The sequence below is a fragment of the Streptomyces sp. NPDC127092 genome (assembly GCF_042722475.1).
Classification (GTDB): domain Bacteria; phylum Actinomycetota; class Actinomycetes; order Streptomycetales; family Streptomycetaceae; genus Streptomyces.
The window spans coordinates 1-21,069 of record NZ_JBHXFE010000012.1 but is presented as its reverse complement, the minus strand read 5'-3'; the positions used below and the strand labels follow the sequence as shown (position 1 = coordinate 21,069).

The 21,069-nt window shown below is 71.6% G+C and carries 20 protein-coding genes; 11 read left to right on the top strand and 9 right to left on the bottom strand.

Annotated features, from left to right (window positions below; translation table 11 throughout):
• Positions 1-19 precede the first annotated feature (19 nt).
• Positions 20-1,678 (bottom strand): threonine/serine exporter family protein, encoded by a 1,659-nt coding sequence (locus ACFWJO_RS12495; protein ID WP_386864798.1) that lies wholly within the window; start codon positions 1,676-1,678, stop codon positions 20-22.
• Positions 1,679-1,831: 153 nt separating this feature from the next.
• Positions 1,832-2,323, bottom strand: a complete 492-nt coding sequence (locus ACFWJO_RS12490) for an inorganic diphosphatase (protein ID WP_384408496.1) — start codon at positions 2,321-2,323, stop codon at positions 1,832-1,834.
• Positions 2,324-2,428: 105 nt separating this feature from the next.
• Between ACFWJO_RS12490 and dacB the strand changes: the two genes are divergently transcribed.
• The 6 genes from dacB (at position 2,429) to folE (ending at position 9,978) form a co-directional block, all read left to right on the top strand.
• Entirely contained in the window at positions 2,429-3,970 is a 1,542-nt protein-coding gene (dacB, locus tag ACFWJO_RS12485; RefSeq protein WP_386864683.1) for a D-alanyl-D-alanine carboxypeptidase/D-alanyl-D-alanine-endopeptidase, read from the top strand.
• Positions 3,971-4,064: 94 nt separating this feature from the next.
• Entirely contained in the window at positions 4,065-5,204 is a 1,140-nt protein-coding gene (locus ACFWJO_RS12480) for a zinc-dependent metalloprotease (RefSeq protein WP_386864682.1), read from the top strand.
• A 197-nt stretch (positions 5,205-5,401) separates the two neighbouring features.
• Entirely contained in the window at positions 5,402-6,475 is a 1,074-nt protein-coding gene (tilS, locus tag ACFWJO_RS12475) for a tRNA lysidine(34) synthetase TilS (protein WP_386864681.1), read from the top strand.
• A gap of 42 nt (positions 6,476-6,517) precedes the next feature.
• The gene (hpt, locus tag ACFWJO_RS12470; protein ID WP_384408871.1) at positions 6,518-7,057 is read left to right on the top strand and encodes a hypoxanthine phosphoribosyltransferase; all 540 of its coding nucleotides are present in this window, start codon (positions 6,518-6,520) and stop codon (positions 7,055-7,057) included.
• A 189-nt stretch (positions 7,058-7,246) separates the two neighbouring features.
• Positions 7,247-9,271 carry an ATP-dependent zinc metalloprotease FtsH gene (ftsH, locus tag ACFWJO_RS12465; protein ID WP_386864680.1) on the top strand — a complete coding sequence of 675 codons (2,025 nt, stop codon included), beginning with the start codon at positions 7,247-7,249 and terminating at the stop codon, positions 9,269-9,271.
• Between the two features lie 101 nt (positions 9,272-9,372).
• Complete coding sequence (gene folE, locus ACFWJO_RS12460; RefSeq protein WP_386864679.1) at positions 9,373-9,978, top strand: GTP cyclohydrolase I FolE; 606 nt, start codon at positions 9,373-9,375, stop codon at positions 9,976-9,978.
• Between the two features lie 65 nt (positions 9,979-10,043).
• On the opposite strand, the gene ACFWJO_RS12455 is transcribed toward folE, so the two are convergent.
• The 6 genes from ACFWJO_RS12455 to ACFWJO_RS12430 form a co-directional block, all read right to left on the bottom strand.
• On the bottom strand, positions 10,044-10,529 hold the full coding sequence (locus tag ACFWJO_RS12455; RefSeq protein WP_386864678.1) for a DUF3180 domain-containing protein: 486 nt from the start codon (positions 10,527-10,529) through the stop codon (positions 10,044-10,046).
• Positions 10,530-10,620: 91 nt separating this feature from the next.
• Entirely contained in the window at positions 10,621-11,220 is a 600-nt protein-coding gene (gene folK, locus ACFWJO_RS12450; RefSeq protein ID WP_386864677.1) for a 2-amino-4-hydroxy-6-hydroxymethyldihydropteridine diphosphokinase, read from the bottom strand.
• Entirely contained in the window at positions 11,217-11,576 is a 360-nt protein-coding gene (gene folB, locus ACFWJO_RS12445) for a dihydroneopterin aldolase (RefSeq protein WP_384408479.1), read from the bottom strand. The genes folK and folB overlap by 4 nt, the downstream gene beginning before the upstream one ends.
• A 121-nt stretch (positions 11,577-11,697) precedes the next feature.
• Positions 11,698-12,108, bottom strand: coding sequence for a nuclear transport factor 2 family protein (locus tag ACFWJO_RS12440; RefSeq protein ID WP_386864797.1), 411 nt, complete (start codon positions 12,106-12,108; stop codon positions 11,698-11,700).
• Between the two features lie 62 nt (positions 12,109-12,170).
• Positions 12,171-13,031, bottom strand: a complete 861-nt coding sequence (gene folP / locus ACFWJO_RS12435) for a dihydropteroate synthase (protein WP_386864676.1) — start codon at positions 13,029-13,031, stop codon at positions 12,171-12,173.
• Between the two features lie 28 nt (positions 13,032-13,059).
• A complete protein-coding gene (locus tag ACFWJO_RS12430; RefSeq protein WP_386864675.1) occupies positions 13,060-14,901 on the bottom strand; it encodes a phosphatidylglycerol lysyltransferase domain-containing protein in 1,842 nt (613 codons plus the stop codon).
• A 175-nt stretch (positions 14,902-15,076) separates the two neighbouring features.
• Between ACFWJO_RS12430 and ACFWJO_RS12425 the strand changes: the two genes are divergently transcribed.
• Positions 15,077-16,189 (top strand): alpha/beta hydrolase, encoded by a 1,113-nt coding sequence (locus ACFWJO_RS12425; protein ID WP_386864674.1) that lies wholly within the window; start codon positions 15,077-15,079, stop codon positions 16,187-16,189.
• Here ACFWJO_RS12425 and ACFWJO_RS12420 read toward each other — a convergent pair.
• Positions 16,176-17,177, bottom strand: coding sequence for an ABC transporter ATP-binding protein (locus ACFWJO_RS12420; RefSeq protein WP_386864673.1), 1,002 nt, complete (start codon positions 17,175-17,177; stop codon positions 16,176-16,178). The genes ACFWJO_RS12425 and ACFWJO_RS12420 overlap by 14 nt on opposite strands.
• 175 nt (positions 17,178-17,352) lie before the next feature.
• Between ACFWJO_RS12420 and ACFWJO_RS12415 the strand changes: the two genes are divergently transcribed.
• The 4 genes from ACFWJO_RS12415 to ACFWJO_RS12400 all read left to right on the top strand — a co-directional run bounded on the left by ACFWJO_RS12415 (position 17,353) and on the right by ACFWJO_RS12400 (position 20,900).
• Positions 17,353-18,048: an ABC transporter permease gene (locus tag ACFWJO_RS12415; protein ID WP_386864672.1), complete on the top strand. Its 696-nt coding sequence runs from the start codon at positions 17,353-17,355 to the stop codon at positions 18,046-18,048.
• A gap of 1 nt (position 18,049) precedes the next feature.
• A complete protein-coding gene (locus tag ACFWJO_RS12410; RefSeq protein WP_386864671.1) occupies positions 18,050-18,721 on the top strand; it encodes an ABC transporter permease in 672 nt (223 codons plus the stop codon).
• Entirely contained in the window at positions 18,718-19,710 is a 993-nt protein-coding gene (locus ACFWJO_RS12405) for an ABC transporter substrate-binding protein (RefSeq protein WP_386864670.1), read from the top strand. The genes ACFWJO_RS12410 and ACFWJO_RS12405 overlap by 4 nt, the downstream gene beginning before the upstream one ends.
• 131 nt (positions 19,711-19,841) lie before the next feature.
• On the top strand, positions 19,842-20,900 hold the full coding sequence (locus ACFWJO_RS12400) for a hypothetical protein (protein ID WP_386864669.1): 1,059 nt from the start codon (positions 19,842-19,844) through the stop codon (positions 20,898-20,900).
• Positions 20,901-21,069: the final 169 nt, after the last annotated feature.

Genomic DNA, 21,069 nt, shown 5'->3' with positions numbered 1-21,069 from the left:
CGCGCCACGGCGCGACGGGTCAGAAGCCCCTCGTGCGCTTCGCGGCGCGGCGGGCCGCCGCGGCGCCCGGAGCCTGCATGAACAGGCGCGCCAGCTCGCCTCCCAGGTTCACGCCGATCGCGATCGCCAGGGCCAGGGCCGCCGCCTTCGCCAGCGAGCCGAAGCCCTGGTCCAGGTTGTTCTGCGCGATCGCGAGGACCCCGAAGTACGTCGCGGAACCCGGCAGCAGCGGGCCGATCGCCGCCGTCACGTACGGCAGCGACGACGTGTGGTGGTAGCGGGCGGCCAGCTGGCCGAAAAGGCCCACCAGACCCGCCGCCACCGCCGTCGCCATCACGGCGGAGCCGTCTGCGGTGACCGCGATCGACGCGTAGATCACCCAGGCCACCCCGCCGTTCAGCGTCGCGAACAGCACCGTCCCCCGCGACTGCTGCAGCAGGATCGCGAAGGTCGCGCACAGCACCATCGACGCCGCGATCTGCACCCACGGCCGCTCGACCGGGCTCAGCACGCCCTCCGGGTTCAGCTGGGCGCCGAACTGCACCGCCAGGTACAGCACCGACAGCACGCCCACGACGATCGCGACGAAGAAGTACCCGACCTCCAGCAGCCGGGCCGACGCCGTGATGTAGAAGCCGGTCAGACCGTCCTGCACGGCCGCCACCAGCGCCCGCCCCGGAATCAGCGCGAACAGACCACCCGTGATCACCGCCGAGGGCCGCAGATCCGCGTGCAGCAGCGTCAGCGCCACACCCAGCGCCGCCGGCGGCATCGCCGCCACCAGGAACTGGTAGAACTCCGGCAGCCCGCGCCCCGCGAACAGCCACGCGAGCCGGTCGCCCAGCATCGCGCCCAGCGCCGCCACGAAGAACACCGTCGGCCCGCCGCCGAGCAGCACCGAGGCCGCGCCCGCCAGGACGCCCGCCGCAGCCGTCAGCACCCAGCCCGGATACGGGTGCCGGTTGCGCCGGATCTCCGCCAGCCGCCGGTACGCCTCCTCCGGCGACACGTCGTGCTCGGGGTCGTTGATGTCGGCGAGCAGCAGATACACCGCCGCGAGCCGGGTGTAGTCGGTGCCCCGGCGCCGGACCGTACGGTTCGCCGTCACCGGGTCGTCCACCAGCGACGGCTGGTACGTGATCGACAGCAGCGTGAACGTCACCGTGGGCTCGCAGCGGTCGAGCCCGTACGAGCGGCAGATCGCGAACATCGCCGCCTCGACGTCCTCCGCGCCCTCGCCGCCGGCGAGCAGCAGCTCGCCGATGCGCAGCGTCAGGTCGAGCACGCGCGGCACCGGCGGCCCGGCCTCGTCGGCCTTCCGCGGCGCCTCCGGCACGGGCCGCTCGCCGACCGGCAGCCGCAGCATCGTCCGCATCCGGTCCTGCCACGGCGCGTCCTGCGGCAGCTTCGCCAGCGGTATGCCGTACGCCGGGGTGAAGGCGGGCGGAGAGTTCTGCGCGGAGTAGGTGGACGGCGGAGCGAAGGCGGAACCTTCCTGCTCGGCCGGCGGCTCCGGCGCGAGACCCTCCGGCAGGGCGAACTCCGACGTCGGATGCTCCTCCTCCGGCGGCTCCGGCGGCTCCACCCCGGCCGGCGGGACGAACGCGCTGCGCGCCTCGTCGGAAGGCGGCTTCCGGTCCTCCGGTACGTCCTCCGGCCCGTCCGGCTTCGCCACCACTCTCGTCGCCCTCATTCCGGCCTGGTACCCGCACCACCGGACCCCATACGGGCCGGCTGAAGCCCAGTATGAACGCGCGAAGGGCGGCGCACCTCAGCAGGTGCACCGCCCTCGCACAAGACCGGATCAAGCCGATCCCGGGATCAAGCCGCCTCAGTGGCCGCCGGACTCCTTGAAGCGCTTGTACGACTTCTCGATCTCGGCCTCGGCCTCGGCGCGGCCGACCCAGTCGGCGCCCTCGACGGACTTGCCCGGCTCGAGGTCCTTGTAGACCTCGAAGAAGTGCTGGATCTCGAGGCGGTCGAACTCCGGCACGTGGTGGATGTCGCGCAGGTGCTCCATGCGCGGGTCCGTCGCCGGGACGCACAGCAGCTTGTCGTCGCCGCCGGCCTCGTCCGTCATGCGGAACATGCCGATGGCGCGGCACTTGATCAGGCAGCCCGGGAAGGTCGGCTCGTCGAGGATGACGAGCGCGTCCAGCGGGTCGCCGTCCTCACCGAGGGTGTTCTCGACGAAGCCGTAGTCCGTCGGGTAGGCGGTCGAGGTGAAGAGGCGGCGGTCCAGGCGGATCCGACCGGTCTCGTGGTCGACCTCGTACTTGTTCCGCGACCCCTTGGGGATCTCGATGGTGACGTCGAACTCCACGGGTGGATCTCCTCCTGAATCAACACATGTCAATGCTCGCGACGACGCGCGGTGGTTAAGTGTCTCTCACGCACGCTCTTGATCGCGAAAGGGGCTGGTCATCACATGCCGGAGCCGAGAACCTGGCAGCTCGCGGCGGGCTCCGCCGTGCTCGGTCTCGCCCTGGCCGCCGGCGCCGCCGGCGCGGCCGGCCCGTGGGACTCCGGCCAGCGTAAGGCCGAGCGGGCCCGGGCGGTCCTCGCCGACGACCGAGGTGGCGCACATCACGCCGGCCCGCCCGCCGCCCCGCGCCGCCCCGCCCCCGCACCCAGCGCCCCCGGCGTGCTGCGCGCCCTCGACGCCGGCACCCGGCCCGCCGCCCCCGGCACCACGAAGGAGACCACCCGGACGGGCGACCTCGCCGCCGTCCTCGTCCCCCTCCTCGCCGACCCCGGCCTCGGCCCCCTGCGCACCGCGTCCGTCGTCGACACCACCACCGGCCGCCAGCTGTACGGCGAAGGCGCCGCCACGCCCATGACCCCGGCGTCCACCGTCAAGATCGCCACCGCGGCCGCCGCGCTCTCCGCCCTCGGCCCCGACCACCGGATCGCCACCACGACCGTCGCCGCACCCGACGGCCGCACCGTCACCCTCGTCGGCGGCGGCGACCCCACCCTCGACCGCACCCGGCTGAAGGCCCTCGCCGACGCCACCGCCCGCGCCCTCAGGGCCCGCGGCACCACCACGCCCGTCCGCCTCACCTACGACACGAGCCTCTACGAGGGACCCGCGCTCCACCCGATCGGCCCCAACGAGAACCTCGCCCCCGTCACCGCCCTCATGACCGACGAAGGCCGCCTCGACGACAGCCGCAGCGGCCCCGCACCCCGCACCGCCGACCCCGCGGGCGACACCGCCACCGCCTTCGCCGACCTGCTGCGCACCGCCGGCGTCACCGTCCAGGGCACCCCCGCCCCCGGCAAGGCCCCCAAGCTCCCCGTGACCGCCGGCGCCACCGGCACCGCCGACGACAGGACCGGAGGCCACGACCGGGCCACCGGCGACGACAAGGCCACCGCCGCGCCCAGGACCGCCGCCGCACCCGCCGCGCCCCTCGCCCGCACCGAATCCGCGCCCCTCGCCGACCTCGTCGAACGCACCCTCACCCACAGCGACAACGACCTCGCCGAAGCCCTCGCCCGGCAGACCGCCCTCGCCCGCAGACAGCCCGCCAGCTTCGCCGGCGCCGGCAAGGCCGTCCACGACGAGCTCGCCCGGCTCCGCCTCCCGCTCGCCGGAGCCCGCTTCGCCGACGGCAGCGGACTCGACCGCAACGACCGCGTCTCCGCCGCCCTGCTCACCGGCATCCTCACCCGAGCGGCCGACCCCGCCCGCCCCGCCCTGCGCCCCGTCCTCACCGGACTCCCCGTCGGCGGCTTCAGCGGCACCCTCGCCGGACGCTTCGACACCGGCCCCGCCGCCTCCGGCGCCGGCCTCGTCCGCGCCAAGACCGGCACCCTCACCGGCGTCAACACCCTCGCCGGCACCGTCGTCACCGCCGACGGCCGACTCCTCGCCTTCGCCTTCCTCGCCGGCCAGACCACATCCCCCTACACCGCCCAGCCCGCCCTCGACCGGCTCTCCGCCGCCCTCGCCCCACCCCGCTGACCCGCACCGACCATCCCCGCACCAGCCCCGCACCACCCACGCCGAACACGCCCGAACCCTCACCAGACCGGCGCCGAGAACGTACGGTTGACGCATGACGAGCATCGGTGGTGCAGGCACATCGGGGATGGTCGACTGGAATCTCGCCGTCGCGACGGCGACCCGCCTGGTACGCCCGGGCCCCGAGGTGAGCCGCGAGGAGGCCCGCGACGTCGTCGCCGAACTCCGCCGCCACGCCCGGGCCGCCGAGGAACACGTCCGCGGCTACACCCGCATGATCGCCGAAGGCCACACACCCGACGACACACCCGTCCTCGTCGTCGACCGGGCCGGCTGGATCAAGGCCAACGTCGCCGGCTTCCGCGAACTGCTCTCCCCGCTCCTCGACAAGATGAAGGAACGCCGCTCCAGCAGCCCCGGCGGCACCGTCCTCAGCGCCGTCGGCGGCAAGGTCACCGGCGTCGAGCTCGGCATGCTGCTCTCCTTCCTGGCCTCCCGCATCCTCGGCCAGTACGAGACCTTCGCCCCCGCCACCCGCGAACTCCCCGCCGGCACCGACGGCGGCGGCCGCCTCCTCCTCGTCGCCCCCAACATCGTCCACGTCGAGCGCGAGCTCGACGTCGACCCCCACGACTTCCGGCTCTGGGTCTGCCTCCACGAAGAGACCCACCGCACCCAGTTCACCGGCGTCCCCTGGCTCCGCGACCACCTCCAGGGCGAGATCCAGTCATTCCTCGCCGCCACCGACGTCGACCCCGGCACCGTCGTCGAACGCCTCCGCGAAGCCGCCCAGGCCCTCGCCGGCGGCCGCCCCGAAGGCGAACGCGGCGAACCCGCGCCCTCCCTCGTCGAACTCGTCCAGACCCCCGAACAACGCGAGATCCTCGGCCGCCTCACCGCCGTCATGTCCCTGCTCGAAGGCCACGCCGACTACGTCATGGACGGCGTCGGACCCGACGTCGTCCCCACCGTCACCGAGATCCGCGAGAAGTTCCAGCAGCGCCGCGCCCGCGGCGCCTCCCGCCTCGACCTCGCCCTGCGCAAGCTCCTCGGCCTCGACGCCAAACTCCGCCAGTACCGCGACGGCGAACGCTTCGTCCGCGCCGTCGTCGACCAGGTCGGCATGGACGGCTTCAACCGCGTGTGGACCTCGCCCAACACGCTCCCCACCAAAACCGAGATCGCCAGCCCCGCCGACTGGGTCGCGAGGGTGCACCGTAAGGCAGACTCGTGAGACAGGTGCGTCCGATGGCGGAACAACACCCCACCAATCACCCATCCGAGGGACCCTAGACGGCGGGTAAGGCGTGCAATGCTCGGCTCACGGCCAGGTTCTGTCACCATCGACGCACTCTGAGTGACCGAACCCCCACTTCCGACCGTTAAGACTCCGACCGAGGCACTGCACTCTCTCCACGAAGGGCACCGGACATGGGTCCCCATCCTGCGGTCGCGGCGATACGCCTGGCGGTCCGCCGCGTACTCCACGACGTCCTCACCGAGCACTCCACCGCACACTCCGCGCAGCACCACGACACACCGGCCGGCCCCCAGCCCCCCGGCCCCACCCCGGACCGGCCCACCCCACCAGGCTCCCCCCTGGTCCTCGTCGCCTGCTCCGGCGGAGCCGACTCCATGGCACTCGCCTCCGCGCTCGCCTTCGAAGCCCGCAAACTCGACCTCCGCGCCGGCGGCATCACCGTCGACCACGGCCTCCAGGCAGGCTCCGACCAGCGCGCCCGCGAAGTCGCCGACCGCATGACCGCCCTCGGCCTCGACCCCGTCGAAGCCGTCGCCGTCACCGTCGGCCGCGACGGAGGACCCGAAGCCGCCGCCCGCGACGCCCGCTACGCCGCCCTCGACGCCGCCGCACAGCGCCACGGAGCCACCGCCGTCCTGCTCGGACACACCCGCGACGACCAAGCCGAAACCGTCCTCCTCGGCCTCGCCCGCGGCTCCGGCATCCGCTCCCTGTCCGGCATGGCCGCCGTCTCCGGCACCGCCCGCCGCTACCGCCGCCCCTTCCTGGACCTCGACCGCCAGACCGTACGCAAGGCCTGCATCGCCCAGGAACTCGCCGTCTGGGACGACCCCCACAACAGCGACCCCGCCTACACCCGCTCCCGCCTCCGCCACGAAGGCCTCCCCGCCCTCGAAAAGGCCCTCGGCAAGGGAGTCGTCGAAGCACTCGCCCGGACGGCCCAGCTCTCCCGCGACGACGCCGACGCCCTCGACTCCTGGGCCGCCGACGCCGAAGCCTCCGTACGCGACGAAGCCGGCCGCCTCGAATGCGCCAAACTCTTCGGCCTGCCCCCCGCCGTCCGCCGCCGCGTCCTGCGCCGCGCCGTGATCGCCGAAGGCGCACCCGCCGGCTCCCTCTTCGCCCGCCACATCGAGGAAATCGACCGGCTCATCACCGGATGGCGCGGCCAAGGGGCCATCAACCTGCCCGGCCGCGTCGAGGCACTGCGGCAGGGTGGCAGACTGGTCATTCGGCAAGGCTGACGCAAGGCTGCAACGAAAGTGACGCGGGTGAACGAGAAGGACATGGGCGGCGACCTCAAGTCGGTGCTCATCACCAAGGAAGAGATCGACGCGAAGCTGGCCGAGCTGGCCGCGAAGATCGACACGGAGTACGCGGGCAAGGACCTGCTCATCGTCGGCGTCCTCAAAGGCGCCGTGATGGTGATGGCGGACCTGGCACGCGCCCTGTCCACCCCCGTCACCATGGACTGGATGGCCGTCTCCTCCTACGGCGCCGGCACCCAGTCCTCCGGAGTCGTCCGGATCCTCAAGGACCTCGACACCGACATCAAGGGCAAGCACGTCCTGATCGTCGAGGACATCATCGACTCGGGCCTGACCCTGTCCTGGCTCCTGTCCAACCTCGGCTCCCGCGAACCGGCCTCCCTGGAGGTCTGCACCCTCCTGCGCAAGCCGGACGCGGCCAAGGTCGCGATCGACGTCAAATGGATCGGCTTCGACATCCCGAACGAGTTCGTCGTCGGATACGGCCTCGACTACGCCGAGAAGTACCGCAATCTCCCGTTCGTCGGCACCCTCGCCCCCCACGTCTACGGCGGCTGAGGGACCACGTCCCACGGGAACCCGCACCGTCTTCCCTCCGTTGAACCAAGGGAAGACGGCCGCGGGTGACAATGCTGGGGTACCGTCCGAAGAACAGCTTTTTCATACCGCAGCTCCAAACAACCGCAGCTACTCAGCAGCATTCACCTACGGGCAGGAGGGACGGGGCGCCGAGCGCGCCCCGTATGGATGGACGTGAAGCGATACTTCCGCGGGCCGGTCATGTGGATCGTGCTGGCCGTCCTCGCCGTGGTCGTGCTGATGCAGGTCGTCGGCTCGTCCGAGGGCTACAAGACGGTGGACACCGGCAAGGTCGTCCAGGCGATCGACAAGAACCAGGTCAAATCCGCAAGGCTCACCACCGGTGACGAGCAGAACATCAAGATCACGCTCGTCGACGGCCAGAAGATCGACAAGAGCAGCAAGGTCCAGGCCCCGTACATCGGCACCCAGGGCGCCGACCTGGCCGACAAGCTCCAGGAGAAGTTCGAGGCCGGGCAGATCAAGGACGGCTACACCGTCTCCCCGGAGAAGCAGTCCCCGTTCGTCTCGGTCCTGTTCTCCCTGCTGCCCTTCGTCCTCATCGTGGTCGTCTTCCTCTTCCTGATGAACCAGATGCAGGGCGGCGGCTCCCGCGTCATGAACTTCGGGAAGTCCAAGGCCAAGCTCATCACCAAGGACACGCCCAAGACGACCTTCGCGGACGTCGCGGGCTCCGACGAGGCGGTCGAGGAACTCCACGAGATCAAGGAATTCCTCCAGGAACCGGCCAAGTTCCAGGCCGTCGGCGCCAAGATCCCCAAGGGCGTGCTGCTCTACGGCCCGCCCGGAACCGGCAAGACCCTCCTCGCGCGCGCCGTCGCCGGCGAGGCCGGCGTGCCGTTCTACTCGATCTCCGGCTCCGACTTCGTCGAGATGTTCGTCGGCGTCGGCGCCAGCCGCGTCCGCGACCTCTTCGAACAGGCCAAGGCCAACGCCCCGGCCATCGTCTTCGTCGACGAGATCGACGCGGTCGGCCGCCACCGCGGCGCCGGCCTCGGCGGCGGACACGACGAACGCGAGCAGACCCTCAACCAGCTGCTCGTCGAGATGGACGGCTTCGACGTCAAGGGCGGCGTCATCCTCATCGCCGCCACCAACCGCCCCGACATCCTCGACCCGGCACTCCTGCGCCCCGGCCGCTTCGACCGGCAGATCGCCGTCGACCGCCCCGACATGCAGGGCCGACTCGAGATCCTCAAGGTCCACCAGAAGGGCAAGCCGGTCGCTCCGGACGTCGACCTCGGCGCCGTCGCCCGCCGCACCCCCGGCTTCACCGGTGCCGATCTCTCCAACGTCCTGAACGAGGCGGCCCTCCTGACCGCCCGCTCGGACAAGAAGCTGATCGACAACAAGGCCCTCGACGAGGCGATCGACCGCGTGGTCGCCGGCCCGCAGAAGCGGACCCGCATCATGTCGGACAAGGAGAAGAAGATCACCGCGTACCACGAGGGCGGTCACGCCCTGGTCGCGGCGGCCTCACCGAACTCCGACCCGGTCCACAAGATCACCATCCTGTCCCGCGGCCGGGCCCTGGGCTACACCATGGTCCTGCCCGACGAGGACAAGTACTCCACCACGCGCAACGAGATGCTCGACCAGCTCGCCTACATGCTGGGCGGGCGCGCCGCCGAGGAACTGGTCTTCCACGACCCGACCACCGGCGCCGCGAACGACATCGAGAAGGCCACCGCCACCGCCCGCGCGATGGTCACCCAGTACGGCATGACGGAGCGGCTCGGCGCCATCAAGTTCGGCGGCGACAACACCGAGCCCTTCCTCGGCCGTGAGATGGCGCACCAGCGCGACTACTCGGAAGAGGTCGCCGCGCTGGTCGACGAAGAGGTCAAGAAGCTCATCGAGACCGCGCACAACGAGGCGTGGGAGATCCTCGTCGAGAACCGCGACGTCCTCGACAACCTCGTCCTGGCCCTCCTCGAGAAGGAGACCCTGGGCAAGGAGGAGATCGCCGAGATCTTCGCCCCCATCGTCAAGCGCCCGGCCCGCCCGGCCTGGACCGGCTCGGCCCGCCGCACGCCGTCCACCCGCCCGCCGGTCCTCTCCCCGAAGGAGCTGGCCCTGACCAACAGCGCCAACGGCTCCTCGGCGGCGACCACCCCGGTCGACACCACCAAGTCGATCGACATCGCCCCGGAGGACACCCCGGAGTCCTAACGGCTCCGCGGGCCCGGAATGGAAGCCGCGCCCCCACAGGTTCTAGCCTGTGGGGGCGCGGCTCTTTTCGCGCCATGTCAGACAGACGGAACGAGGCACAGATGACCGACCCGGTGACGCTGGACGGCGAGGGCACGATCGGCGAGTTCGACGAGAAGCGCGCCGAGAACGCCGTACGGGAGCTGCTGATCGCGGTCGGAGAGGACCCGGACCGCGAGGGGCTGAGGGAGACGCCGGCGCGGGTGGCGCGGGCGTACAGGGAGCTTTTTGCGGGGTTGTGGCAGAAGCCGGAGGACGTGCTGACGACGACGTTCGACCTCGGACACGACGAAATGGTGCTCGTGAAAGATATCGAACTGGTGTCGCAATGTGAACACCATCTGCTGCCATTCCATGGCGTAGCTCACATTGGGTACATTCCGGCCGAAACGGGCAAAATCACTGGCTTGTCGAAGCTGGCCCGCCTCGTCGACGTCTTCGCTCGCCGCCCGCAGGTACAGGAGCGACTGACGACCCAGATCGCCGATTCGCTGATGAAGATCCTCGACGCGCGTGGTGCGATCGTCGTGATCGAGGCCGAGCACATGTGCATGGCGCTGCGTGGCGTCCGCAAGCCGGGCGCGAAGACGACGACCTCGGCGGTACGCGGCCAGCTTCGGGACGCCACGACGCGAGCCGAGGCCATGTCCCTGATACTGGCCCGCTGACGGCGGCCTGTCCGCCTTGCTCCACACCACCCTCGGTCAGCGAAGCTGACCGCTGATCGAGGGTCTCAGGCCCGGGCCTTGCCCGGGCCGTTGTTGTCCTCGTCTTCCGGGAGTTTGCAGACGTGCTCCAGGAAGAGGGCCGCCGCGATGACGGCGAAGCCGGCCAGGACCGCGAAGGCGGCGTAGATGGCCTGGTCGCGGCGGGCCGGGATGTCGAGGGAGTCGAGGAGGACGACGCCCGTGCCGCCGTACATGCCGGCGACCAGGGCGGCGACGAGGGCGCTGGCCTGGCCGAAGACGACGGCGCGGGCGGCCATCAGGGGTTCGACGCCCTTGGCGTCCGGGCGGCGCTCGCGCTGGGCCTTGAGGCGGGCGCGCAGCGAGAGGGCCGTGGCGAAGAGGACGGCCGCGATGGCCGCGAGGACGATGGGGGCGGCGAGCGGCACGCTGGGCAGCGTGCCGACCGAGTTCCACAGGCGGGCGGCGCCCCAGGAGAGGATTCCGGCGGCGAGGAACAGTCCGGCGAGCACCTTGAGCCGCAGTTGTTTCACCGGGAGTCGTCCTTCGTGTGTGCCGGGCGGGTGGGGCGGGTGCCTGTCCGTCGGGTGTTTCGGAGTCTGGTCTCTCCGAGGAGCCTAACGACTACTCCGGGAGTCGGAGTTCCAGGTCGGTCCGTGCCGCGACGCCCTCGTGGCCGAGTGCGGTGAGGAGGTCGGCGACGGGGCCGTGGCCGGGGATGAGGGCCTCGGGGTCGACGTCGTGCCAGGGGGCGAGGACGAAGGCGCGCTGGTGGGCGCGGGGGTGCGGCAGGGTGAGGACCGGGTCGTCGGAGACCACGTCGGCGTACGTGATGATGTCGACGTCGATGGTGCGGGCGCCCCAGCGCTCCTCGCGGACGCGGTGGAAGGCCTCCTCGACGGCGTGGGCCCGTTCCAGGAGGGAGCTCGGGGGGAGGGTGGTCTTCACGAGGACGACGGCGTTGAGGTACGAGGGCTGGGCGCCGGGGTCGACGCCCCAGGGCTCGGTCTCGTAGACGGGGGAGACGGCCTTGACGCGCAGGCCGGGGGTGTCCTCGAGGGCGTCCACGGCGCCCTGGAGGGTCTCCAGGCGGTTGCCGAGGTTGGCGCCGAGGGCGATGACGGCCCATTTGGGGTTGGAGAGGGTGTGGTCGGCGGCGTCGACGGCGGCGGTGACGGCCGCGGGGACGGGCTGCACGGTGGGGTCGCTGTGCGGGGGCTTCATGCGCGGCTCCGGGTGATGGTGATGGTCACGTCGTCGAAGGGGACGGTGATCGGTGCGTCCGGCTTGTGGACGACGACCTCGACCTCCTGGACGCCGGCGTGCTTGAGGCACTGCTGGGCGATGCGTTCGGCGAGCGTCTCGATGAGGTCCACGGGTTCGCCCTGGACGACGTCGACGACCTCTTCGGCGACGACGCCGTAGTGGACGGTCTTCGTCAGGTCGTCGTCGGCGGCCGCGGCGCGGGTGTCGATGCCGAGGGTGAGGTCGACGATGAAGGTCTGCCCCTCCTCGCGCTCCTTGGGGAAGACGCCGTGGTGTCCTCGGGCCTTGAGGCCGCGCAGCGCGACACGATCCACGCGAATCACTCCTGCTGTCGTAGTTCCGGTGGCCACGCAGCCGGGTGCGGACGGCCGGGTGTCCACCACCGAATCTACCCGCGGGCACCGACAGCGGGACGACGGGCTCCTGAACGGCCGCTCAGTCGGTGGGCCGGTCGGTGGGGTCGTCGCCGTCGTCGGTGTCGGTCTCGGGGATCACGGGGGAGCCGTGGTGGGACCACACCTTCCACCCTTCCGACGTGCGGCGGAACACGTTGGTGGCGACGACGAGCTGTCCTACGAGGGGGCCGAGCTCGGCGCCGTCCTCGGCGGGTCCGCCGCTGAGGATGTTCTCGGTGCACGTGACGACCGCCACGTCGGCGGCGAGGGAGATCTCGACGTCGGTGAGGAAGAACTGGATGTAGTCGGTGTTGGCCATGATCAGCGCGTAGGAGCGCAGGACGTCGCCGCGGCCGGTGAGGACGGGCCAGCCGGGGTGGACGCAGGAGATCTCGGTGGCGCCGTCGTCGAGCCAGAGGTCGGTGATGGTGTCGAAGTCGCCTTGTTCCATCGCTTCGTAGAAGGCGGTGTTGGCGGCTTCGACGGCGGCTCGGTCGGCTTCGCGGGTGCGGGTCACCGGGCTCCTTCGACGGCTCTGGCGACGCGTACGGCGTCGGCGGTGGCGCGGACCTCGTGGACGCGGACGGCCCAGGCGCCTTCGTGGGCGGCGATGGCGGAGACGGCGGCGGTGGCGGCGTCGCGTTCGCGGGCGGGTGGCGGGGCGGCGCCGTCGTGGGCGAGTACGTGGCCGAGGAAGCGCTTGCGGGAGGCGGCGACGAGGAGGGGGCGGCCGAAGGTGCGCAGGTCGGCGAGGTGGGCGACGAGGGCGAGGTCGTGGGGGGCGAGTTTGGCGAAGCCGAGGCCGGGGTCGACGACGATGCGTTCGGGGGCGATGCCGCCGTCGATGACGGCTTCCATGCGGGTGCGGAGTTCGGTGACGACTTCGGTGACGACGTCGTCGTAGACGGCGAGGCTGTTCATGTTGTCGCTGAAGCCGCGCCAGTGCATGACGACGAAGGGGACCTCGGCGGCGGCGACGGCGGGGACCATGTCGGGGTCGGCGAGGCCGCCGCTGACGTCGTTGACGAGGCTGGCGCCGGCGGCGACGGCGCGGGCGGCGACGGTGGCGCGCATGGTGTCGACGGAGACGGTGACGCCTTCGGCGGCGAGGCCGCGGACGACGGGGATGACGCGGCGGAGCTCTTCGTCCTCGTCGACGCGGCTGGCGCCGGGGCGGGTGGACTCGCCGCCGACGTCGATGAGGTCGGCGCCTTCGGCGACGAGGTCGAGGCCGTGTTTGACGGCGGCCGTGGTGTCGAACCAGCGGCCGCCGTCGGAGAAGGAGTCGGGGGTCACGTTGACCACGCCCATGACCGCGCAGCGGTCCCACTCCGGCAGGCCGAGTGCCGTGCCCCGGTCGATCGTCGTACTCATGCGTCCAGCGTAGGGCCCGGGTGCGGGTTCAGGCCGCGCGGATCTCGTGCTCGGCCTTGCCGGGGACGATGTGGGCGCAGGGGCGGGGTGCGGGGGTGTGGGAGCGGCGGCGGAGGGGCCAGGGGAGGGTGACGTTCACGAATCCCTCGGCCTGCATGGCGGCGAAGCCGATGCGGGGGAGGTCGCGGCTTTTGCGGTAGACGACGAAGCGGGGTTCCCAGCGGGGCTGGAATTTGGCGTTGAACTTGTAGAGGGATTCGATCTGGAACCAGCGGGAGAGGAAGACGAGGAGTCCGCGCCAGAGGCGGAGGACGGGGCCGGCGCCGATCTTCTCGCCGCGGGCGAGGGCGGCGCGGAACATGGCGAAGTTGAGGGAGACGCGCTGGATGCCGAGGCGGGGGGCGTTCTGGAGGGCGGCGACGATGAGGAGCTCGTTCATGCCGGGGTCGGCGCTGCGGTCGCGGCGCATGAGTTCGAGGGACATGCCGTCGGGGCCCCAGGGGACGAAGTGGATGATCGCCTTCAGGTCGCCGTAGGGGGAGTCGGCGTCGTCGGGGTCTTCTTTGTGGGCGGTCGCTATGACCGCCTCGCCGTCGCCGGGGTCGCCGATGCGGCCGAGGGCCATGGAGAAGCCGCGTTCGGTGTCGGTGCCGCGCCAGTCTTCGGCGGCGCGGCGGATGCGGGCGAGTTCGCCGTCGCTGAGGTCGGCGACGCGGCGGACCTTGGTGGTGTAGCCGTTGCGTTCGATGCGCTTGACCATCTGGCGGACGTTGCGCATGGCGCGGCCGGAGAGGGAGAAGTCGGCGACGTCGACGACGGCCTCGTCGCCGAGTTCGAGGGCGTCGAGTCCGGTTTCGCGGGTCCAGACCTGGCCGCCGGTCTCGGAGCAGCCCATGACGGCGGGGGTCCAGGAGTGGGCCTTGGCTTCGTCCATGAAGCGTTCGATGGCGCCGGGCCAGGCTTCGACGTCGCCGATGGGGTCGCCGCTGGCGAGCATGACGCCGGAGACGACGCGGTAGCAGACGGCGGCCTTGCCGCTGGGGGAGAAGACGACGCCCTTGTCGCGGCGGAGGGCGAAGTGGCCGAGGGAGTCGCGGGCGCCGTGCTTGTCGAGGAGGGCGCGGAGCTTGGCCTCGTCGTCCTCGGTGAGCCGGGCGGCGGGGTGTTCGGGGCGGAAGGCCAGGTAGATGGTGGTGAGGGCGGTCAGCATGCCGAGGGCGCCGAGGGAGTAGCCGACGGTCCAGTCGACGTTGCCGGTGTAGGCGACGGGGCCTTCGACGCCGAACAGGCCGTAGAGGACGTGTTCGAGGCGGTCGGTGAGGCTGGGGCTGCCGACGACGCGGCGCGGGTGGGCGCTGACGATGACGAGGCCGAGTGCGATGGAGCCGGCGCCCATGAGGACGAAGTTGGCGAGGGCGCGCCAGCGGCTGCGCGGGTCGGGCAGGGCGGCGAACTGGTCGCGGTGGCGGAGGAGGAGGGCGAGCAGCGCGAGGGAGAGCAGGGCGCCGGCGAGTGAGTGGCGCCAGACGAACTGGGCGACGGCGCCGAGCGGCAGCAGGACGACGGCGGCGCGCCAGGCGCGGCGCTTGTTGCGCTTGAGGCCGTGGGCGAGGAGCAGGAGCAGGACGCCGGCGCTGAGGGAGAGGGCCGCGGAGAGCGGTCCGAGGGTGCCGGGGAGGACCTCGGCGACGGCGTGCATGCGGCTGGCGCGGAACCGCGGGAAGACGCCCGCGGCGATGTCGATCAGGCCGATCAGGGTGCAGGCCGTACCGACGAGTGCCGGGACCTTCTCCGGTCGGGGGCCGCGCAGAATCCGGCGTACCCGATCCGGAACCGATCCGGATTTGTCCCCATCTACCGTGACAGACATCGCTTCCCGTGCTTCCCGTGGTTTCGCGAGAGATCGTTGGTCCTCCGGCCGGCCGCGCTGGTCGGGCGGGCCGTTCCGGGGGTTTGCGCCTTCTAGGACGGAGCGGCGATGGGGCGGGTTCACTCGCCGTCAGGGAAATCTCAGGGAAAATTCAGGAAGAAAGCTCGGACGTCTCATGGGTCTCACCAGCAACAAGGTTCTCGCGCTGGCGGTCGTGCTGGCCGTGGTGCTGTTCGTCGCCACGGTCTGGTTCTGGCCGCGGCTCGCGCGCGGTGGCTGGAAGTCCGTCCTGGGGCGGATCGGGCTGCTGCTCGCCACCCAGGTGGCCCTGTTCGCCTCGGTGGGCCTGGCCGCGAACAACTCGTTCCTGTTCTACGGCTCGTGGGCGGACCTCTTCGGCCAGGAGCAGGACCTGGGCGTGGTCGTGGACCACTCGGCCGGCTCCAAGGACGTGAAGGTCGTCGGCACGCAGGCGATGGACGTGCCGGGCGGCGGGCGTCCCTCGGTCGGCGGGCAGATACAGAAGGTCGTCATAGCGGGCGAGAAGTCGAAGATTGACTCGCCGGCGTACGTGTACCTGCCGCCGGAGTACTTCCAGGACCGGTACGCGAAGTCGACGTTCCCGGCCTCGGTGGTGCTGACCGGCTACCCGGGCACGGCCGAGAACCTGCTGAAGGGCCTGAAGTACCCGAAGACGGCCTACCAGCAGGCCAAGGACAAGAAGATGCGGCCGATGATCCTGGTGATGCTGCGGCCGACCGTGGCGCCGCCGCGGGACACCGAGTGCGTGAACGTGCCGGGCGGTCCGCAGACCGAGACCTTCTTCGCGGAGGACCTGCCGAAGGCGATCTCCGAGACCTACCGGGTCGGGACGAAGGCGCGGAACTGGGGCTTCATGGGGAACTCGACCGGCGGCTACTGCGCCCTGAAGATCGCGCTGCACCACCCGGACCGGTTCGCGGCGGGCGCGGGCCTCTCCGCGTACTACAAGGCGGCCGAGGACGTGACGACCGGCGACCTGTTCCACGGCGACGGGGCGGCGCGCAACCGGGCCGACCTGTTGTGGAGCCTGGACCACCTGCCGCAGGGGAACTCGTCGTTCCTGGTGACGTCGTCGCGGCAGGGCGAGGGGAACCTCAAGGGGACGCAGGAGTTCATCAGGAAGGTGAAGGCCCCGGCGAAGGTCTCCTCGATCATGCTCGACAGCGGCGGCCACAACTTCAACACGTGGAACCGGGAGATCCCGCCGGGTCTGGTGTGGATGAGCGAGCGGCTCAGCGCGAGCTGACGTCCGCCGCGGCGGTACGGCGCAGGGCGCGGTGGACGCCCGCCGTGGTGAGCGAGCCGAGCACCCGGCCGGGCTCGCCGGGGGCGTGCACGGCGATGCGTCCGGCGTCGTGCTGGAGGAGGACGGCGAGGGCGTCCTTCAGGGAGGCGCCGAGCGGGACGGCGGGAGCGGGGGCCTCGCCCGGGGCGGCGCCGGGGGCCGGGGCTCCGGCCGGCTTCTCCAGGTCGGCCTCGGTGACCGGGGTGACCGCGAGGCGCTTGAGGCCGCGGTCCGCGCCGACGAAGTCGGCGACGTACGGGGTGGCGGGGGCCGCGAGGACGGTGGCCGGGGTGTCGAACTGCTCGATGCGGCCCTGCCCGTAGACGGCGATGCGGTCGCCGAGCCGGATCGCCTCCTCCAGGTCGTGGGTGACGAACAGCACCGTCTTGCGGACGGTGGCCTGGAGCCTCAGGAACTCGCTCTGCAGCCGCTCGCGCACCACCGGGTCGACCGCGCCGAACGGCTCGTCCATGAGCAGCACCGGCGGGTCGGCGGCGAGCGCCCGGGCCACGCCGACCCGCTGGCGCTGCCCGCCGGAGAGCTGCTCGGGATAGCGGTGGCCGTACGTGCCGGGGTCGAGGCCCACGAGGTCGAGGAGTTCGGCGGCGCGCTCGCGGGCCCTGGCCTTCTTCCAGCCGAGCAGGGCGGGGACGGTGGCCGTGTTGTCGAGGACCGTTCGGTGCGGGAAGAGGCCGACCTGCTGGATCACGTAGCCGATGGTGCGGCGCAGCCGGACCGGGTCGACGGCCGCGATGTCCTCGCCGCCGAGCAGGATCCGGCCCGCGGTCGGCTCGACGAGCCGGTTCACCATCTTCATGGTGGTGGTCTTGCCGCAGCCGGAGGGGCCGACGAGCGTGACCAGTTCGCCCTCGGCGACCTCGAAGGACAGCTCGTCGACGGCGGTCGTGCCGTCCGCGTACCGCTTGGTGACCTGCTCGAACCGGATCATGGTTCCCCATTCTGACCCTTCGCGGCCCGCATTGTGTGAAGGAAGTATTTCCACACCGTGGCGTTCGCCGGTGATTGTCAGTGGGCGGGGTTAGGGTCGCCACGCGGATGTCCGAACGGCGGCGTCCGGAAGGCCGGTGGACCGGCGAGCGCGGGATGACGGGGGGTGTACGCACATGGCCGCGGCGAACTGTCTGGTGACGAACGACTGGATCTGCGGCGAGTATCTGCGCACCCGCTCGCAGGAGTTGACCGACGCCACCCTCCAGCATGTGGGAACCACCGTGGTGTCGGTGCTGCTCGGTCTGGTCGTCGCCGTTCCGCTCGCCCTGCTCGTACGGGCCCGGCCGAAGCTCGCGGGCCCGGTCCTCGGGCTCACCACCCTGCTCTACACGATTCCCTCGCTGGCGATGTTCTCGCTGCTGCTGCCCTTCCTCGGCCTGTCCTCGGCGCTCGTCGTGACCGGCCTGGTGCTGTACTCGCTGACGATCCTGGTCCGCGGTGTCCTGGCCGGCCTCGCGGCCGTGCCCGCCGAGACCCGGGAGGCCGCCAGAGGCATGGGCTACGGGGCGGGGCGGCTGCTCTGGCAGGTCGAACTCCCCCTCGCCCTGCCCCAGCTGATGGCCGGAATACGGATGGCGACCGTGTCGACGATCGCGCTCACCACGGTCGGCTCCATCGTCGGCCGCGGCGGCCTCGGCAATCTCATCGAGGACGCCCTGCCCACCTTCTTCAAGGCCCAGGTGCTCGCCGCCTCCGTGCTGTGCGTGCTGCTCGCGGTCGCCGCCGACCTGCTGCTCCTCGCGCTCCAGCGGCTCCTCACGCCCTGGACGCGGCGAGGCGCCGGCCCGGCCCCGGCGGGAGGCGGCTGAGATGCGCGTGGTCGCGGACACCTGGAGCTGGCTCACCACCGGCGCCCACTGGTCGGGCGAGAGCGGGATCTGGCACCGGCTCGCCGAGCACCTGTACGTGAGCGGGACCGCCCTGCTCCTCGCCTGCGCCCTCGCCCTGCCCCTCGGCCTCTGGCTCGGCCACCTCGGCAGGGGCGGCACGGTCGCGGTCAACGTCTCCAACGCGGGCCGGGCCGTGCCCGTCTTCGCCGTGCTCGCGCTGTTCATGGTCTCGCCGCTGCGCAACGCCGGCTACGTGCCGACCGTCGTCGCGCTCGTGCTGTTCGCGATACCTCCGCTGCTCACCCACGCCTACGTGGGCGTGCGGGAGGTGGACCGCGCGGTCGTCGAGGCCGCCCGGGGCATGGGCATGTCCGGCGGCCAGCTCTTCCGCGGCGTCGAACTTCCCCTGGCCCGCCCCATGCTGATGACCGGTCTGCGCTCGGCGGCCGTGCAGGTCGTCGCTACCGCGACCATCGCCGCCATGGTCGGCCAGGGCGGCCTCGGCCGGATCATCACCGCCGGCTTCAACACGTACGACACACCGCAGGTGGTCGCGGGCGCCGTGCTCGTGGCCCTGCTCGCCCTCCTCATGGAGGTGCTGCTCGTGGCAGCGGACCGGCTCGTCGGCCGCGCCGCACGACTGAAGGGATGATCTTTGTGACCAGGGCGTTGCGTGTCACGGGAGCGGCACTGGGCGCGGCTGTGCTGGCCGTCTCGCTCGCCGCGTGCGGTGGCGGAGACAGCCTGGAGAAGTCCAAGGAGGGCGGCGGCGACACCGGCAGCGGCGGAGGCGGCAAGGGTCGGCTCGTCGTCGGCGCGGCGGCCTTCACCGAGTCGAAGGTGCTCGCGGAGCTCTACGCCCAGGTGCTGGACGACGCCGGATACTCCGCGAGCGTCACCACCGTGAAGAATCGCGAGCTGTACGAACCTTCCCTGGAGAAGGGCGAGATCGACGTCGTACCGGAATACGCGGCGACGCTCGCGGAATTCCTCAACGCGAAGGTGAACGGGCCGAAGGCGCCCGAGGAGAAGCCGGTCGCCTCCGGAGACCCGGCCGCCACGACGGAGGCCCTGAAGAAGCTCGCCGAACCGCGCGGACTGAAGGTGCTGGCGTTCGGCGCGGCCGTCGACCAGAACGCCTTCGCCGTGAGCAAGGAATTCGCGGAGAAGAACAAGCTGAGCACGCTTTCCGATCTCGGCGCGGCCAAGCTGAAGGTGAAGATCGCGGCCGGCGACGAATGCGAGATCCGGCCCTTCTGCGCGCCCGGTCTGAAGAAGACGTACGGGATCGACGTGACCGGCGTCGACCCCAAGGGAGTCGGCACCCCGCAGGCCAAGCAGGCCGTCAAGGACGGCATCGACCAGCTGGTGCTCACCACCACGACGGACGCCACCGTCGAGTCCTTCGGACTCGTCTTCCTCCAGGACGACAAGAAGCTGCAGAACGCCGACAACGTGCTGCCCGTCGTCAATGCGAAGGACGCCGGTTCGCCGGAGATAGCCGCCGCCCTCGACAAGATCACCAAGGTGCTGACCACGGCGGATCTCGCCGAACTCAACCGCAAGGTGGACGCGGAGCGGGCGAAGCCCGAGGACGTCGCCAAGGCCTATCTGGAGTCGAAGGGGCTGCTCAAGAAGTAGGCACCCGGTAAGGGGAGTCGGCCGGGCCCGGCCGGGAATGGCGACGGGCCGGGCCGGCTACGGCGAGAACTCGCCAAGAGATTGCCGGGCCGACGCCCCATACGGCGCCTACGCACGGTAAATTTCAGGCCATGCCACGTGGACGTCACCGTCATTCCCCACCTCTGCACAAGCTCCTGCCGCCCTCCGCGGTCGCCGGGGCTTCGGTCGTCTGTGCCGCGGGCGCCTGGCTGTTCGGTGATCCCGTGGTCCTGCGGCTGCTCGTCGCGGCCGCCGCGGCGGCGGCGGTCACCGGCGCGGTCCTCATGCGCAGTTGGGACCGTGGCGCCGGCCGTCAGGTCGCCGAGCTGACCCGGGCCCGCGCCGCTGACCAGTGGAAGCACGAGGAGCGGATCGCCGAACTGGAGTCCGACCTGGAGGAGTCGCGCGAGCTGCGCACCCGCCTCGACGCCAAGCTGCGCGCCAAGCGCGTCGAGCTGGCCGGCCTCCGCACCGAGCACGCCGACCTGCTGCGCCGGTACGCCACGGCCGAGACCGAGCGGGCCAGCGCGCTGGAGGGCCGCCGGGTGCTCGCCCTGGAGAGCTCCGCCGCGACCCAGGCCAAGGCCCTGCCCGCCGCCGGCTCCACGCCGACGCCGGAGGCCTACCGCCGGGCCGCCGAGGCCCTGCGGAAGCTGGCGTCCAGGTCCGAGCCGGACCCGGACCCGCAGACCACCCGGCAGCCGGAGGACGGGCCGGAGGCGACGGCGAAGACGGCCCCCGCGCCGGAGCCCGAGACGGCTCCCGCGCCGCAGCCGCGCGCCGAGACGGCCCGGAACGGCTCGCAGGACGGCCACGACGCGCACGACGCCCACACCAAGGCGCCCGCGATGCGGCACGTCCCCGCCGCGGCCGCGATCGTCCCGTACGCCTCGCGCCGGCCGGCCCCGCGCCCGTCGGGCGGTTTCGACTACTTCGGCACGCAGGGAACGCACGGCGGTACGCAGGCCGCGCTGGGCGCCAAGAAGGCCGCCGCCGCGATCGAGGCCGTGCAGGACACCGACCTGGCCGACGTCGTCGGCGAGGAGGTCCTGGCGGCCGCCGCGCGGCCCGCGGACCGGCGGGCGATCGGCCAGGTCATCGACCTGACCGCGCACGACGAGACCGAGCAGCTCGACGTGGCGGAGCTGCGCGGAGCGGTCAACTCGTAACGAAGGACCTCGTAACGAAGGACCTCGTGACGAAGGACCTCGTAACGAAGGACACGGCAGAAGACAGAAGGCGGAGGGGGGGGGGGGGGGGGGAAGGGAGGGGTCCCCCCCCTTTCTCCTTCTCCCCCCCCCCCCCTCTCCCCTTTTCCCCCCACAAAAAAAAAACAAA